We start from the raw sequence: 16,158 nt of genomic DNA on the forward strand, positions 1-16,158 counted from the left end.
TAAGTATGCATAGGAAGGCTGCTAATTTATCAGGAGCAGCTAGGCAGTCTAGTTTAACGACAATTTTCATATGAAAATGTAGTTTCACATTGCAAACAACTGGTTCAATATTCAATGGGCTGTAGAGGAAAAGTTGTGTGAAATGATTAGTTGCGTCTTGAATTTTCTTTTTTTCATCTAGTAAAATGTACATAAACTAGTAAAACTTTTAACTGTTGCATCATTCATCGTTCCATCCCTCATATTTGCCTATATTGTATTCCTTTAAGGTTTTATAATTAAACATTTACATAAAAAAGTATTTTTAAAACTGCATACTCCTATTCCCTTAACATATATTGAATTGCCATAATATTCTCAAAATTATGAAGGAGGAGAAGAAAATGCAAGCTCAAGACTTTAGACCACGAAATGTGATTATTATTACGATTATTGTTGTTTTGTCACTTATTATTGGTCACGCGATTTATGTAGATTATATTGATGTTTCTTCATATGTAAATGAAATCGTTGAATAAGTTCTAAGGTATTCCATTGGATTGTGCAAAACTGAATCAAAGTGAAGCTTGTGGCAGTCATTAATATGTAAGTGGAATCATGCCATAAATTTATATAGTAATAAAAAGAAGAATCTGCATAGCACTCTTTACTTTTACGAGGAGGGGTATAGGCAGATTCTTTTTTCAACACTGATGGGAGTTTATAGTGCTTTCGCGGGTAAAATGCTTTACTCCGCGGGTATTTCTCTCCCTTTCGCGGGTAAACACCTTTACTCCGCGGGTATTTCTCTCCCTTTCGCGGGTAAACCTCTTTACTCCGCGGGTATTTCGCAACCAGTCATTTGTGTAGCTGTTTGCGAAGATATTGTTGATGGTCAAGTATGCGTTGATCGTTTGGTTTATGGTGGCGTGCTGCTTCATTGTGTTCATAGGCATTTTCATAAAGCCGTAATCGATCATATAATAGACTTAATTGATAATGCGGTATCCATGTTGAGTATGCTCGTTTGTAAACGCCAATAGTGCAAGGCGTTACTTGTAAAGCTTGGGAATACCAATAAATTGCTTCCTTATTTTTCGATTGCGCCATAAAGTGTTGGCCGATTCGACAGCATGTTTCCGGTTTTGGCTGATCATACAATAATGATTGAAAAACGGCCTGTGTCGCATTCTTGGTATCTTGTAATTGCTCATAGCAATCTGCTAAATTTAAACAAGCTTGAACTTGGGCCTCAGATGTTTCGAGTGCTGTATCTAAAAATGTATGATAGTGATTAATTGCTTCTAAAAAACGGCTGTGTTGTTTTAATTCATTTGCATAATGGAAAAAATCTCTTGGCGCAAATGTATATCCGTCTGCTATTAACCGCTCATATATGCGTAGATTACGAGCTGTTTGTTGCTTTACTGGTACATGCACAACTGCTACATCACTTTTATAGATGTTACCTGTTACATCCAAAAACTCATGCACTGCTCCCTGCCACTGATAATGACGTGCTCGCTTTACTAACCGGTATCTTTTTTCACTCGTTGCGACAGTCCCATCCGCCTCTAGCGTTACAACATAATCCATTGAAACTGCATCGATGCTTGGATAAAGAAATTGCTTTAATTGTACTAACTTTTGCTGATGTTCAGATGTGAGCACATCATCTGCATCAAGCCACAAAATATAATCTTTCGTTGCTTGCTGGAAGGAAAAGTTCCGCGCCTTTGCAAAATCATCGCACCACGGAAAATCAAAAATTCTAGAGGTATAGTGCTGTGCAATATCCTTTGTACGATCAGTTGAGCCAGTATCAATAATATTGATTTCATCCACTACATGTTGGACGGAATCTAAACATCTTTCGAGCAAGCTTTCTTCATTTTTGACAATCATACATAAACTAATCGTTATCATTAGGACCCTCCTTTATGTAAGTAATATATGCAGGCTAGAAAATTTGCACGCTGTTATCTAAATGCACAAAAAAAACGAACGGCAACTGCGCCGCTCGTTCTCGCATTTATAAATATTGTGCTCGCCATTGTGGCTGCTCTTGGTCTGTAAGTTGCTGTTCTAGCTCTTCGTCCCATTTATTTAACAAAGTATTCCATACACGAACGTAGATAATATCTTGTTCCTTATCGTAAAGAAGAAATTCTAGACATGGAATATCATTGATTTGTTTCGCTTCTGATGTCACAATGGTTTCGATTATTTTCTGCGAGCTTGATGCTTCTTCCTCTCCCTGCTGTAAAGCTATAAGCAACATTGCCTCATCAAATTGTTCTTGTTGCTCTGCCTCTTTATCAACATAACGATAAGGAGCTGGCAACTCATCAAATTCCTCTATCTCGTCTTCTCCAACAGGGAGAATCGCTTGGTGGCATGGACTAAATAACAAAGTCGCTGTTTCGACTTCTAACTCCTCTTCGAAAATGCCACGTGCCAACTGTTGTTGTCCTTTAGGGGTTAATGTATAGAAGCCCTCTGATTGCTCGATAAGACGCACGCGAGACATTAATGATACTAAATCCTCAATAAACAGTGGGTCTACTAGTAAAAGCTCACTTAACTCCTGCACATTTTGAAAATTCGCTTCCTGCATGCTTATTAACAGCATTTGCATCAAGACATCCATCGTAGAGCGACGAATCGGCTCATATGTTACCTCAATGGTACGAATTGGAATGCACCAATCCGTTGCCTTTACTATTTTGACATGACGATTTTGTTGTAACTCTCTCATTAAACGTTGCTGTTTTTTCAACACCCTACATCACCTGTCCTTTATGATTACGTAAGCCATTGTAGGATTTCACCGTTGTTAAAAGATTGCTGTACATATCACGTGTATCCTGATGTTTCGCACGTTTTGCAAACATATCAGCACTGCCGACAAGCATTAACAGTTCTCGCGCACGAGATAGCGCGACATTTAACCTGCGATAATCTCTCGCAAAGCCAATGTCCCCTCCCTTTGGCGTATTCCGCACCATACTCACTAAGATGACATCCATCTCCATCCCTTGGAACTTATCGACTGTGCCCGTTCTAAATTGGAGATGTGGTAACTGTAATTCTTGCTGAAGAAGGCGATTAATTTTCTTCACCTGCTCGCCATAGAAGCTAATAACGCCTACACTTTTTTGTGCATCCTGTGGTATGCGACCAGCCTTTTTCGCTTCCATTACAGCACTATTTAAGTCTGTTAAAATACTGCGGATTGTTTGTAGTTCTCCTTCATTATAACGACTTGTGCCACCCTTAACTTGTTCCTCTAAAAACGGTCTTTCCGCTGGCATATCAATCCATAGCAAATGATCATCACGACCGACAAATTGCCCTTCTAAGCCATGGTCACGGGCTGCATCCGAATCTGGTAATCCACATTGCAAGCCGTTTTCTTCCTTAGCGTAAAATGGTGTAATGCTGTGCATGATTTTTTCATGCATACGATACTGCAATGCAAGCATTTGCTTATGTGTTGAAGGTAGGTTATTAAATAATCGCTCAAATAGCGACTCACGAAGCAAGCTTTTCAACTCTTGCGCCCCATCAAAATTAGGATTTTCTTCTAGCATTCCTTTCAATGTTTCCTCCAACGTATCATCACCAAGCAACGGAGGTAATTGATGATGGTCACCCACTAAAATAATTTTTTTGCCTTTTAGCATTGGTAATAATAGCTCTGGCGGTGTAGCCTTCGATACTTCGTCGATTATTACAACATCAAACGTTGGATAGTTCTCCATAAACTCCTTGCTTGCCGAAGCAACGCATGTTGTGCCGATTACGTTGGCATGACGCACATACAATTTACGAATTTCATCTAAATCATATTCCGTAGCGTTTTGTAGCTTATCACGCCATTGCTCTTGTAATTTCTTACGTAGAGGTAACTGCTGTTGTTTTCGATGTAGCTCTTCTAAACTTTCATTTGCTGTTTGAATAGCTTCCTTCACTTCTTCTAATGTTCGCTCTGGCGTAGCTTGTAGCAATGTTGTTAAAGCCGTTAGTTGTTTTTCCTTTTTTAGTCCTTCTATATTAATAGCTTTAATTTTTTCTTCTAATTGCGCTAGCTCTTCGTCAATCTCTTGTAAGCTTGCCTTAGCTGTTTGATGTGCCGCTCTTTTCGGTAAAAGCTGTGTATTTGCTTGTTCAACAGCCTGAAGCTGCTGACGGGCTGTTTGCACAGAGGATTGCGTTGTAGTTACGAGCATTTTCAACTGCTCTACAGATTCTTCTGGCATAGTCTCAGCTTGGAACGTATTTGCAAGTTGTTGTAAACGCTCGGTATGAGCTAAATACGGCTGCAATTGACGCTGCAAGCTTTGTACATCGAAGCTTGTAATTGCACATTCTTGGTGTATTAAACTCGCGATATTTTTGCGGAGCGACTCAAATTCACGATCTTTATGCTCCTGTTGTTGGCGAAGTGCCATCCCCTTTTGCCACACAAAATCGCGACGCATATACAGTCCCAGTAAATAGCTTTCTAACTGTTCCACTGACGGTGTTTGCCCTTCTTGAAATGAGGCATTTAGCTGTGCAAAAACGCCGTTTAAATTTTGTAGGGAAAACGATTGAACAGGCTGTTGACGACTTTTCGCAAGCGCCCGCTCTTTCCCATCAGGTGAAACCGACGCTTCAAGTTTTGCAATCGCTTTTTGTAGACGCGTATTTATGGTTGCCCATGCTTCTAAATCTTTCGCATCCTCTAAATGCTCTAGTCGTCGAATTTGCTGCGCTAACACAGGTGAAGGTTGAACTTGATAATGCTGTAAAAACCGTTGGATACGGTCATAGGTTGTTAATGAAGCGATATAATTTTGACTTTCCTTCATGAAAAGCAATCGCTTATTTTCTTGTTCATATTTCACTTGAATATCTTGAAACTGCGTTGTGAGCTCTTGTTTTTCTACAAGTAATTCTTTATATTGAATAGCCGCTTGCCATTGCTCTATTTTGATGGTGTTGTCTTGAATCGTTTGTTGTAACTGTTCAGCGGATGCGTATTCAGCTACTATGAGCTCATGTGATTGAATAGCGGACTCTAACTGTGCAAGCTGTTTTTCATAATGCTCTTTTTGTGCTTCACTCGCTTCTTTTTCCGCTTTTGCCGTTTTTAACTCTTTTTTAAGCGATTGAATTTCTTTTTGTAAAATGGGTTCGTCGATTGCCGCTTGCTCCTTAGCAGCAATTTCCTTTGTTAGTTCTTCTAGCCACGCTTGCAATTTCGTTAGCTCATCAGTTGTTTTACTTATTTTCTCTTGTAATTCTTGTTCACGTTCAGTAAAAGCCGTAATTTCTTCTTCAACAGCAGCTAATGTTTGCTCACGCCAATGTAGGGCAACATTTTCCTCAATGAATTTTTTCCCCTCTTCTTCAATACTTTCTGTTCGGCCATATCGTAAAATACGAATTTCTTGATTGGAGAGAAGTCTTCCTAAGGCATTATCAACAGCTAAGTTTGACTGTGAGGCAACGAGTGTTTTTAAGCCTGCTTTTACGTTTTGCTGGCAAATCTCTGAAATAACCGTTGTTTTCCCTGTTCCAGGGGGCCCTTGAATAACATACAAATCTTCTACAGATAACGCGCCGATGACAGCTTTCCGTTGATATTCATTTAAATTATTATGAAACTCAATATCTTCACGAAGCTTTGCTGTACGGACAGTCGGACGCTTTTCAAATAAAATCGTTTCTAAGCTAGCATTTACTGCTTCACCTTTTTCAAGCTTTGTAAAGCCGTTACGTAAGCGTCGAATTTGACTTAGTGTCGCAAAATTACTAAAGCTTGCTTGTTTTGAACGCAAATTTAGCTGGTCTTTGCGTGCTTGCTCCTGTGCAAAAGGCTTTAAGTCAACTTCCACTGTTTGCTTACCCGCGTTCGCTTTTAACACTTGTCCAATTTCACCACGTACCCCTTGGATGCTCACACTTAAACCTTCAAGTTGCTTCCATTCCTTCGCTTTCACATAGGGACATACTAGTGTTAAACGTGAAAAATCTTCATTATAGTAGCTTTGTTTAAAGTCCGTATGAATATCATCGATCGTCGCATCACGTTCTTGAATTTTTAAATAGCCTTCCCAACTTGCAATACGCTTTTTCACATATTCTGTCCGTTCCTCTGCAATCGGTAGCTCTCTAATTTTCGTGTGAAGATCAAGCGGGATACCAGCCCCATTATTGGGCTTTGTGACAAATTGCAATGCCGCTGATAAACGACGATTCGTACTAATTGGACCACGCATATGTACAAAACGAATATTTGTTGCTAATAACCCTTCCACTTTTAACACACAATCCATAATCGCTGTTTTTCCGGCCAATATACTGTCTAACTTTTCATTATGCTCTGCATTAAAATAAATCGATAAAAACGTTTCACCAATTGTTTTTGCTTTTCTTTTTTCAATATAGACGGTCAATGTTTTTTGTAACGCAAAAAAGGCATGCTCATTTGCTGAGCATTCCTCTACCGCCTCCTTCGCCTTATTCGTCAAAATTAAATTACAGCGTTGTTTCTCTAGTAAAGCGATGTTCTGCATGAGCTGCCCTCCCTTCCGAATTCACTAAAGTACTATTTTATCATATCGTAAAAGGATTTAAGAAAAGAAAAATCCCCTGCACAGTGATTTCCTTCCACTGCACAAGGGACTTTATAATATTGCAAAATTACGCATCAGTGTGACTCTTGCTCGTCATAACTGTTTAGGAACAGTACTTACCTTTGTTTAATGTTGGTCTATTGTTTCTTTCGGTAATGATTTACTCATTTCACAGTACTGGACAAAAACGCGAGCCATTTCACGTAAACGATTATGAACATCCTCGTCTACAATTTTATTGTCTGCATCAAAATGTGATGTATGTGTATAGACATAGTTTGGTGTTACGAGCGCACGGAAGTAGTCTAAAATTGGTTTTAGTTGATTTTCAACTACTAAATGGTGCTGATATGTGCCACCATTCGCTACGATAGAAACAGGCTTATAACGCATCGTTTTCGGATGTAAGAAATCGAATGCATTTTTTAACACACCTGGAATTGAAGCTTGGAAAATTGGCGTAGCAATAATATACGCATCCGCTTCTTCAAATTTTTGTATCATTTTTTTCATATCATCATTTAGTGGTGAACCATCGACAATTTGATGCTTATATTCACTAAAATGCATAATTTCTAAGTCGAAACTAGCATCGAATTCTTTAATATAATGCTCTACTTGCTCTAAAATAGCACCAGTTTTACGCCCAAACATTGTGCCATCAACGAGTAAAATTTTCATATTCATTTTGCCTCCACATTCATCTTCTACAATAATATTGTAACAAATGAATAGAGTCACGGGAAGAATTGTAGCAGTCAAAACATGAAATTCAGTCTTTAGGCGGAATGATATGAAAGGTACCTATTTTTCATTTTTGCGATGAAATGTTACCTCTTTGTCTACTACGCTTTCCTCCAATTTAAATTTATCTCGATTAATGATAACCTCTCGATTTACCTTGTCCGCTTCAGTTACATCTGCACCTTTTCGCTTTTGCCAATTAAATAGCTCCTCACGTGCAAACTCTTCGTGAACCACTTTTGGAAAATCCATTGTAGCTAGCTGTTGGGAAGGATAGATGGTCACTGGTTGCTTCTTGCCATGTAACGCAATAACAAGCATCGCTTTTGCCACCTGTGAAGCATCGATAGCACGCATACGTTTTAATGGTCCTATTAGCAAAGGTTTAGCAAGCTTTAACACCTTTTCCCCAGCCTTCTCACCAAAACGAAACTCATCTCGTTGCCCTACTAACAGAGATGGACGAATAATGGATAAGCGTTGCATACCTAGCTCTATTAAAGCTTGCTCCAACTTCCCCTTCACCCGATTATAGTAAATTTTTGACCGTTCATTTGCACCCATTGCCGTTATAACAAGCAAATGGGGAATCCCTTGTTTTTTCGCTAATGAAGCAATAGCTAGTGGAAATTCAAAATCCACTTTTTCAAATTCTTCACGTGAGCCTGCCTTTTTGATAGTAGTACCTAAACAACAATATAACTCATGAGCAAATTCAATATCCTTTTCTTCTAGTGTGTCAAAGTTACGAATCTTGACCTCTAACTTCGGGTGTTCATAGTGAAGCTTTCTTCGTGCAATAACGATGACCGAAACGTATTCATCATTTTCACATAACTGTTCTATGAGCGAGCTTCCCGTTAACCCAGTGGCTCCCACAACAATTGCCGAACGCATACCCAATCTCTACTCCTCCTATCTGCCTTAACATAGACGGTTACTAGATATGTATAGTATGAATAAGAATATAGCTTATCCTCTCTATTATTCATCGGTATGACAAACGCCATTTTTGAAGTTTAACTACATACTTTCTTTATCTAATGTTAATTTTTACACATACTTGCCCATTTTTCACCATAATTTAAATAGACAGATGAAAGGATGGGATACATTTGCAAAACGAAACACAAACAATAAAACCGAAAAAATCGATTGTTTTCATAATTGAAAGCTGTATTGATAAAGGGCTGTATCCTTTTGAACGGGTTGCAACATTGGCTAAGTTGCTTGTGCAAGAGGACGTTTTCATATTCGTCAAAACCCCTTCTAATGATGGGATTCAAATTTTAATGCATCACAATCTTTCACCAATACTATTCGATCTTTTTGACGAATTACCTAAGCAAATCAAAGCCATACAGCCTGATTTAATTGTCAGGGACGGTCGTAACTCCGAAAGTTGGCAAGTGGAAAGTTTACGACCATTCTGTAAAACGATGATTCATTTTGATGATTTTGGTGATGGTGGCCAAGCCTGTGATTGTGTGTTACTCGCACTCTATCAAGAAGTGAAAGATTATTTTCCATCTCATTATATTGGTGGCAGTTTTGCCTTTGCATTACCAGAAGCCTATCAACATACGGAATCATTACCTGATGTTAAAGTCTCTGAAAACCCTCCTCATATTGTTGTTGCTTTTGAGGATGGGGACGAGCATAACTTAACGTATCGAACTCTTCGCCACCTAACCCAGCTACAAATCCCACTACAAATTACAGTAATGATAGATGATAGCTATCGCCATGCGACGGATGACTTGCAAATGATGGTACTTAGTCGTCGTAATACTGCCCTATTGCGTGATAAAGACGCACTTCTCAAATTGTTACCCAAAGCCGATGTCATTATCTGCAATGCGAACTATACACCTTATAAAATTGCTTCTTACGGTGTGCCTTGTATTACACTTGCACAAACGGAGAACGAGCTATTACATGCTTTTCCTCGTGAGCATAACGGCTTTATACATCTCGGTCTCGGCCGTAAGATGAAACAATCACAAATACAAAATGCGGTGATGGAGTTTTTATTGCATGAGGCTCGTAGTGAGCGGGCTGTAAAAAAACAGCGACAGCTGAATCTCGCAAGTAATAACCAAACATTGGAATCATTATTACTCGATTTCGCTTATGATCGACATAATATCGCTTCAACTTAGTGATTCTTTTAAGGTGAATATGATACAATATATTAGAATTTTTCACTTCTTTTCCCCTTGCTTCTAGTTGAATGTAGGCTAGAATTTTCAAGGGAGTTTAAAGCATCAGTACCCGATTGATTTTAACAATTAAGCGGTGGAGGGATGATAAAACCTCCATCGCTTTTACACGCATTGGTAATACAAATGAAACGATAAAGGAGCGACAAACCATGCCAACAAAAAGCGATATTGAATATCAAATTAAAGAATTAAAAATGGATTATATGAATTTACAAGGCGACATTGAAAAACTTGAATCTACAGGCCATAATGACCAAGTCGCTAAAGCAGAGCAACGCCTAGCTAACATGGAAACAAAGTTAGCCGAATTAAACAAACTACTAGCAGAGCTTTAATATTTTGCATATTGCAACTGTATGTAATAACAGTCGTACAGCGAATCTATCTACACAAGACGTAATCGAAATTATGGAGGAACAACCTATATGGCAATATTAACAGTTGAAAACTTAGGTCATTCGTTTGGTGACCGCACACTTTTTAAAGATGTTTCTTTCCGTTTAGTTGAAGGCGATCATATTGGTCTTGTCGGCGCTAACGGAGTTGGAAAGTCTACTCTAATGGGAATTATTACAGGGCAAACAATTCACGATGCCGGAAAGGTTGAATGGCTACCTGGTACACATTATGGCTATTTAGACCAACATACTGTGCTGACTGCTGGACGTACTATGCGCGATGTATTGCGTGATGCCTTCCTCCCTCTATATAAAAAAGAAGAAGAGTTAAACGAAATTACAGGTAAGATGGCTGAAGCGACACCTGAAGAATTAGAAGAGTTACTAGAACAAATGGCAGATGTTCAAGATGCACTTGATGCTGGTGATTTTTATTCACTCGATATGAAAATCGAAGAGGTTGCACGTGGTTTAGGTTTGGATGCGATTGGACTTGAACGTGATGTAGCTGCCCTATCTGGTGGTCAACGTACGAAAGTATTACTGGCAAAGCTTTTATTAGAAAAGCCAAAGGTATTATTACTCGATGAGCCAACGAACTATTTAGACGAAGAGCATATTACATGGTTAAAAAACTATTTAAAAAACTATCCACATGCTTTCTTATTAATTTCCCATGATACGGAATTTATGAATGAGACTGTAGATGTGATTTTCCAATTAGAGTTTTCAAAACTGACTCGCTATACAGCTACGTACGAGAAGTTTTTAGAGCTAGCTGAAATCAATAAACGTCAACATATTGATGCATATGAAAAGCAACAGGAATTCATCAAAAAACAAGAAGACTTTATCGCCAAAAATAAAGCGCGTTACTCTACAACGGGTCGTGCTAAATCTCGCGCGAAGCAGCTTGATCGTCTAGAACGAATTGACCGTCCTGAAACAGCAGTAAAACCTGAATTTGGTTTCAAAGAAGCTCGTACACCAAGCCGTTATGTAGTGGAAGCTGAAAATTTAGTCATCGGTTACGATAAAGACAAGCCCTTACTACCACCACTTTCATTTATGATTGAACGCGGCGAGAAAATTGCCTTAGTCGGTATGAATGGTGTTGGTAAATCTACATTATTGAAAACGATGCTCGGTAAAATCAATCCGCTAAGTGGTACAGTTATTCGTGGGGATTATTTAGCCCCTTCTTACTTTGAACAAGAAGTAAAGGCAGATAAAATTACACCAATTGACGATGTCTGGAACGCCTTCCCATCCATGGAACAGGCACAAGTACGCGCTGCATTAGCACGTGCTGGATTAAAAACAGATCACATCACTCGCCCACTTAATTCTTTATCTGGTGGTGAGCAAGCGAAAGTTCGTTTATGTAAACTCATGATGGAAGAAGCCAACTGGTTACTATTTGACGAACCGACAAACCACTTAGATGTCGATGCAAAAGAAGAATTAAAACGTGCTATGAAAGAATTTAAAGGCACAATCGTACTCGTTAGCCATGAACCTGATTTTTATGAAGGTTTAGTAACGAAAGTATGGAATGTACAAGACTGGTTCACATCTGGTCAACAAAGCTAAAGTGCAAAGCTAAAGTGCCAGTCACCCACACAATTCAAAATTGTGTGGGTGACTGGCACTTCCTCTAAACTTACATCATTGTAAGCTTATTTAATGAAACTTTTCCCTCTTCCCAGCGTATATTTAGTATAGATTAAAAAATATCATATTCTCTTAAAAGTTTTTTAAATAACTATTGATTTATATATAGCTTACTAGTAAGATATATGTATAACCTATTTAACTTACTGATAAGCTATTCATAAAATATAATCTAACAAAGAAAGCGGGGAATGAAGAATGACAGTTACAATTTACTCACAAGCGAGCTGCTCTTCATCCAGAAAAGCATTAAAATGGTTAAAAGAACACAACATTGAATATAAAGAAAAACGTATTACATCACATCCTCTTACACTTGCTGAATTTAAAGAAATTTTAAGCATGACAGAAGATGGCACTGATGAAATTATTGCTACAAACTCTAATGATTTTAAAAATCTTAATATTGATATTGATCAGCTTTCTATTCAAGAGCTATATGCGATTATTCAGGCGCACCCAAGAATGTTACGTAGCCCTATCCTTATAGATGAAAAACGTATCCAAGTTGGGTACAATGAGATGGACATTCGTCGTTTTATTCCACGTAAAGTACGTGCTTACGAGTTAAACGCGATGACAAGATTGGCTCAAGAAAGTTAAAACTGTTTTGGAGATGACCTTATATGGATCAAGAAAAACAACAAGCCATTACCTCATTATTTGAAGTTGTCTCTTCTATCGAGCGTAAATGGGCAAACGAGTGGAATAATCATAATGTACTCGGCTTTTCAAAATCCCATATTTTAATTTTAGACTACTTATCGCAGGAGGGACCAAAGCGCCCTTCTGCTATAGCTGAGCGCTTAAAAGTTACAACAGGTGGCGTGACGGTATTAACGACCAAACTGATTAATGCTGGCTTTATCGAAAAAACACAGCACGCTACCGATCGCAGAGCCTCGCAATTAGTTATTACGACCGAGGGTGAAGATATCCTTGAAGAATCACGTCAACAAGTTAGCGAAATTATTAACAATATGTTTGGCATGCTGTCAGCAGAAGAGGTGCAAACATTACGTGATATTTTTGCCAAGTGTTTACTAACTGTCGATACTAATCGTCAAGATTAAATTTTCAGCTTTGTGTAGAAACACGAATAAGGATGTATTGCAAATTATTGTTTGCAATGCATCCTTATTTTGATTGGCCGAACGAATACTTCCGTCTAAGTAGTTAAGATAGTGCGACCAATTGTTTTTATTACGCTGGTAGCACAGCCTCGACGATTGACACATCAGCCATAAGCATTTCTTTTAGGCGAGCTTTCGCACGGAATAAACGAGATTTCACCGTCCCAATAGAAACTTTCATAATAGTAGAAATTTCAGCAAGTGAATATTGGTCTATGTAGAAATACCATAAAGTTTTTCTATAGATTGCATCTAACTGTCCCATTTTATCCTGTACTAGCTTTGTCACAATCTCTTTTTCAATTTTTTCTTCTGTTGAAATTTCATTATTGGGAACCAAATCTAAAATCGGTACGTCTAATGTTTCAGGTTGGTTCATCATGTACTTACTGCGTCGTACTTTTTTTCGATAGCGATCTCTAAATGTGTTCATTGTAATGGTTGTTAGCCAAGCTTTAATATGTTCTACTTCGGCAACGCTATCTTCGTAGCGTACGACTTTGACCCAAACTTCTTGCATCAGATCTTCTGCTTCTACATTATTACGAGTAAGTTTCAAACATAAATGGTATATATAACGATTATATTCCTCATATACGCCTTCTAATTTTTCATTCATTGTGTATTCCTCCGCTTCTTGTTCTTGCTTCTATACACATTCTCGCAAAATAATGTATTACACTCTATCGTATTGGCTTTCAATTTCATTACAATCGTGTAAGCTTAAATGCTTTTACTTGTAATATTCGTAAAAAATGTTTTACTACTATATCTCTTTTATACGGAAAAACCTATGAAAACCCTTCCAAATTCAAATTTACATAGTCGCATTTAATTATTGTAGGCTTGATATTACTTTTGCTTATATAAAGATTTGTTTATAACTAATAGCGAAGCTTTACACAGTACCTTTATCACTATCATCAAGATCTACAAAAAGCTCTTAAAAGGTATTACCCGCTTTAAGAGCTTTTTAAGCTATTTATTGAAAATCTATAATGATTTTTAATGCATGCTCATCCGCCGCATTAGCAAAAGTTTCGTAAGCTTCCATCATGTCGTCAAATTTATAGCGATGTGTAGCTAACCTTTCTGGCTTAATCTTCCCTGTTTCTAACGTTTTTATTAGCATCGGTGTTGTGCTTGTCGATACTAAACCTGTGGAAATTGTCACGTTGCGAATCCATAAATCTTGTAATTGCAAATCGACAGGTTTACCATGAACACCAACATTAGCTAAACGACCTCCTGGTGATAAAATTCGCTGGCAAATATCGAATGTTGCAGGGTAACCTACAGCTTCAATTGCTACGTCAACTCCACGACCATCTGTCATGTCAAATATTTTATCGATTGCAGCTTGAGCATCACGTGAATTGATTGTCTCTGTAGCACCAAATTTCTTGGATTCTTGTAAACGATTATCATCGAGATCAATCATTATAATTTTTGAAGGAGAGTAAAATTGCGAAGTTAATAGTGCAGACATTCCAATTGGACCTGCACCTACGATAGCTACTACATCACCTGGTGACACTTGTCCATTTAATACGCCAATTTCCAAACCCGTTGGTAAAATATCAGAAATCATAACAGCAGCATCATCGGATATTCCTTTTGGAATGTGGTATAGAGAGTTATCAGCATGTGGAATATGAACATACTCTGCTTGTGTTCCATTGATTAAATGACCTAAAATCCAGCCGCCATCTTCACAATGAGCATATAAAGATTTTTTACAATAGTGGCATTTACCACATGACGTCACGCATGAAATAATTACTTTATCGCCTACTTTAAAGTTTGATACGCCTGCCCCTACCTCTTCAACAATTCCAATACCTTCGTGACCTAAAATTGTCCCCTCTTTAACAGCAGGTACATCGCCACCTAAAATATGCAAATCCGTACCACAAATAGTTGTTTTCACAAGACGCACCACTGCATCGCTATCTTTCACTACACGAGGTTTGTCTACTTCACGTAATTCCTTTTTACCTGGTCCTGCAAATACTAGCGCTTTCATTTAGAATTCTCCTCTCTCAATAGATTTGTAGACTTAATATACTTTAAATATAATTAATTATTCAGAAAACGTCAATTAACTGGACTCTTTTTAGTTAATTTTTATAATTTTTTAGAGACAAAAAGCCTTCTTAAATATCGCCATTTAAGAAAGCTCTCGTATTCGCATTATTCTCATTTATCTATGGAAGCATGGCCTCGACGCAATCGATATTGTGCACCCGTTAAAAATGGCACCATCGCTTGTAAACATGCATCATCATATAAATACTCTTTAAAAACAATTGGTGGTACTAACAGCTCTTTTTCTTTACAAGCTTCTTTACAATGTTCAATAAACGCTGGTTGTAGGCTAGTATACAAAACTAATGGCATTGGAAACTGGTCATACGCTTTCTGTATAGCCATTACCATTAAGTCTTCACTTAGTAATTGATCGAAGCTGAAGCCTGTTATTTTCTTTGTATGAACATCTATAATAGACGCCATATAAGCCCATCCTTGATGCCAAGTTGGTACGTAACTTATATTGATTACCCACTTTTCGTTAGCTTTTGTCGTTTCAAAGCCTACATTTACTATTGGTTCCGGAACTTCTTCTACTTGTGCTTCCCTTGCCTTTTTTAATACGCGCTGGACCTTCCGCAAACTCCCTTGAAAGCCTCGCATTTTCAATATTTCATAAAGCTGTGCACCATTATAAAGTTGCCCATCTTCGATAAATATTTGTTCAATTTCCTCTAATAACTCTTCCGATGCCGACTTTCTTGATGACTGTTGCTTTTTTTGCAACCCACTATAGTAAGTACTTTTGGGCAAGTCTAATAGCTCACAGAGTACTTTAACAGCATGTTTTTTACTTTCCCGTTCTATATAATCAATTACATCTGTATCATCTAATTGGCTGCGAATATGGTAATAGCCTTTTTTAATATATCGACCTCTTGTTTTAATCGTTCGTTTTCTTTTTGAACGGTTAATACTTCTGCCTTCGTCATGTCGGTGACACCATCAACTGGTGTATATAACTTTATCCATTTATAAATGGTTACTTCAGATATACCATATTCGCTTGATAATTTACTGACAGCGGTGCCGAGGCGATATTGTTTTACAAGCTCTAATTTAAAGTCAGATGAATATCGTTTATTCCCCATACAACTCCCCCTTTTTTCTCCTATTTATAATAGTTGCTTGTCATAACAATGTCTAGGTTGCTGTAACATGAAAGGGGTTTTGTAGTTGTTGTGTTGCTATAACTGGGTTCATGTTTATACAAACACCTAAATCAAATAGTGCAGTTAAAATTTTTTTGAGCGATTATTTGATAGCTTTGTCAATCGCAGCATCGAGC

Annotated in this window: 15 protein-coding genes; 6 read left to right on the top strand and 9 right to left on the bottom strand. The window is 37.9% G+C overall.

Features of this window, described 5'->3' with window-relative positions; genetic code table 11:
- Nucleotides 1-383 precede the first annotated feature (383 nt).
- Nucleotides 384-518 carry a hypothetical protein gene (locus tag LS41612_RS23725; RefSeq protein WP_255313808.1) on the top strand — a complete coding sequence of 45 codons (135 nt, stop codon included), beginning with the start codon at nucleotides 384-386 and terminating at the stop codon, nucleotides 516-518.
- A gap of 319 nt (nucleotides 519-837) precedes the next feature.
- On the opposite strand, the gene LS41612_RS20630 is transcribed toward LS41612_RS23725, so the two are convergent.
- The 5 genes from LS41612_RS20630 to LS41612_RS20650 all read right to left on the bottom strand — a co-directional run bounded on the left by LS41612_RS20630 (nucleotide 838) and on the right by LS41612_RS20650 (nucleotide 8,246).
- On the bottom strand, nucleotides 838-1,905 hold the full coding sequence (locus LS41612_RS20630) for a glycosyltransferase family 2 protein (protein WP_024362788.1): 1,068 nt from the start codon (nucleotides 1,903-1,905) through the stop codon (nucleotides 838-840).
- A 106-nt stretch (nucleotides 1,906-2,011) separates the two neighbouring features.
- Entirely contained in the window at nucleotides 2,012-2,761 is a 750-nt protein-coding gene (locus tag LS41612_RS20635) for a hypothetical protein (RefSeq protein ID WP_024362787.1), read from the bottom strand.
- A gap of 1 nt (nucleotide 2,762) precedes the next feature.
- Nucleotides 2,763-6,545, bottom strand: coding sequence for a DEAD/DEAH box helicase (locus tag LS41612_RS20640; RefSeq protein WP_024362786.1), 3,783 nt, complete (start codon nucleotides 6,543-6,545; stop codon nucleotides 2,763-2,765).
- A gap of 186 nt (nucleotides 6,546-6,731) precedes the next feature.
- Entirely contained in the window at nucleotides 6,732-7,286 is a 555-nt protein-coding gene (locus tag LS41612_RS20645; RefSeq protein ID WP_024362785.1) for an NADPH-dependent FMN reductase, read from the bottom strand.
- A 123-nt stretch (nucleotides 7,287-7,409) separates the two neighbouring features.
- Nucleotides 7,410-8,246, bottom strand: coding sequence for an NAD(P)H-binding protein (locus LS41612_RS20650; RefSeq protein WP_029747243.1), 837 nt, complete (start codon nucleotides 8,244-8,246; stop codon nucleotides 7,410-7,412).
- Nucleotides 8,247-8,464: 218 nt separating this feature from the next.
- Between LS41612_RS20650 and LS41612_RS20655 the strand changes: the two genes are divergently transcribed.
- From LS41612_RS20655 to LS41612_RS20675, 5 genes are all read left to right on the top strand, one after another.
- Nucleotides 8,465-9,511, top strand: coding sequence for a PseG/SpsG family protein (locus LS41612_RS20655; RefSeq protein WP_024362783.1), 1,047 nt, complete (start codon nucleotides 8,465-8,467; stop codon nucleotides 9,509-9,511).
- 212 nt (nucleotides 9,512-9,723) lie between these two features.
- Nucleotides 9,724-9,909, top strand: coding sequence for an SE1832 family protein (locus LS41612_RS20660; protein ID WP_024362782.1), 186 nt, complete (start codon nucleotides 9,724-9,726; stop codon nucleotides 9,907-9,909).
- A 90-nt stretch (nucleotides 9,910-9,999) separates the two neighbouring features.
- A complete protein-coding gene (locus LS41612_RS20665) occupies nucleotides 10,000-11,565 on the top strand; it encodes an ABC-F family ATP-binding cassette domain-containing protein (protein WP_024362781.1) in 1,566 nt (521 codons plus the stop codon).
- A gap of 279 nt (nucleotides 11,566-11,844) precedes the next feature.
- Nucleotides 11,845-12,249 carry a transcriptional regulator Spx gene (gene spx / locus LS41612_RS20670; RefSeq protein WP_024362780.1) on the top strand — a complete coding sequence of 135 codons (405 nt, stop codon included), beginning with the start codon at nucleotides 11,845-11,847 and terminating at the stop codon, nucleotides 12,247-12,249.
- A 23-nt stretch (nucleotides 12,250-12,272) separates the two neighbouring features.
- Entirely contained in the window at nucleotides 12,273-12,719 is a 447-nt protein-coding gene (locus LS41612_RS20675) for a MarR family winged helix-turn-helix transcriptional regulator (protein WP_024362779.1), read from the top strand.
- A 130-nt stretch (nucleotides 12,720-12,849) separates the two neighbouring features.
- On the opposite strand, the gene LS41612_RS20680 is transcribed toward LS41612_RS20675, so the two are convergent.
- From LS41612_RS20680 to LS41612_RS20695, 4 genes are all read right to left on the bottom strand, one after another.
- Entirely contained in the window at nucleotides 12,850-13,398 is a 549-nt protein-coding gene (locus LS41612_RS20680; protein ID WP_024362778.1) for an RNA polymerase sigma factor, read from the bottom strand.
- 363 nt (nucleotides 13,399-13,761) lie between these two features.
- Nucleotides 13,762-14,805, bottom strand: coding sequence for a zinc-dependent alcohol dehydrogenase family protein (locus LS41612_RS20685; protein ID WP_024362777.1), 1,044 nt, complete (start codon nucleotides 14,803-14,805; stop codon nucleotides 13,762-13,764).
- Between the two features lie 173 nt (nucleotides 14,806-14,978).
- The gene (locus LS41612_RS20690; RefSeq protein WP_115686519.1) at nucleotides 14,979-15,596 is read right to left on the bottom strand and encodes a hypothetical protein; all 618 of its coding nucleotides are present in this window, start codon (nucleotides 15,594-15,596) and stop codon (nucleotides 14,979-14,981) included.
- Between the two features lie 104 nt (nucleotides 15,597-15,700).
- The gene (locus tag LS41612_RS20695) at nucleotides 15,701-15,961 is read right to left on the bottom strand and encodes a transposase (RefSeq protein ID WP_024362775.1); all 261 of its coding nucleotides are present in this window, start codon (nucleotides 15,959-15,961) and stop codon (nucleotides 15,701-15,703) included.
- Nucleotides 15,962-16,158 lie beyond the last annotated feature (197 nt).

The organism is Lysinibacillus sphaericus, from assembly GCF_002982115.1.
In the GTDB taxonomy this organism is placed as follows: Bacteria; Bacillota; Bacilli; order Bacillales_A; family Planococcaceae; genus Lysinibacillus; species Lysinibacillus sphaericus.

Bases quoted from the DNA above. Each gene is read 5' to 3' on its own strand.
- LS41612_RS23725 (WP_255313808.1), top strand. From the start codon at position 384: ATGCAAGCTCAAGACTTTAGACCACGAAATGTGATTATTATTACGATT.
- LS41612_RS20630 (WP_024362788.1), bottom strand. From the start codon at position 1,905: ATGATAACGATTAGTTTATGTATGATTGTCAAAAATGAAGAAAGCTTG.
- LS41612_RS20640 (WP_024362786.1), bottom strand. From the start codon at position 6,545: ATGCAGAACATCGCTTTACTAGAGAAACAACGCTGTAATTTAATTTTG.
- LS41612_RS20645 (WP_024362785.1), bottom strand. From the start codon at position 7,286: ATGAAAATTTTACTCGTTGATGGCACAATGTTTGGGCGTAAAACTGGT.
- LS41612_RS20650 (WP_029747243.1), bottom strand. From the start codon at position 8,246: ATGCGTTCGGCAATTGTTGTGGGAGCCACTGGGTTAACGGGAAGCTCG.
- LS41612_RS20660 (WP_024362782.1), top strand. From the start codon at position 9,724: ATGCCAACAAAAAGCGATATTGAATATCAAATTAAAGAATTAAAAATG.
- LS41612_RS20665 (WP_024362781.1), top strand. From the start codon at position 10,000: ATGGCAATATTAACAGTTGAAAACTTAGGTCATTCGTTTGGTGACCGC.
- spx (WP_024362780.1), top strand. From the start codon at position 11,845: ATGACAGTTACAATTTACTCACAAGCGAGCTGCTCTTCATCCAGAAAA.
- LS41612_RS20675 (WP_024362779.1), top strand. From the start codon at position 12,273: ATGGATCAAGAAAAACAACAAGCCATTACCTCATTATTTGAAGTTGTC.
- LS41612_RS20680 (WP_024362778.1), bottom strand. From the start codon at position 13,398: ATGAATGAAAAATTAGAAGGCGTATATGAGGAATATAATCGTTATATA.
- LS41612_RS20685 (WP_024362777.1), bottom strand. From the start codon at position 14,805: ATGAAAGCGCTAGTATTTGCAGGACCAGGTAAAAAGGAATTACGTGAA.
- LS41612_RS20695 (WP_024362775.1), bottom strand. From the start codon at position 15,961: ATGGGGAATAAACGATATTCATCTGACTTTAAATTAGAGCTTGTAAAA.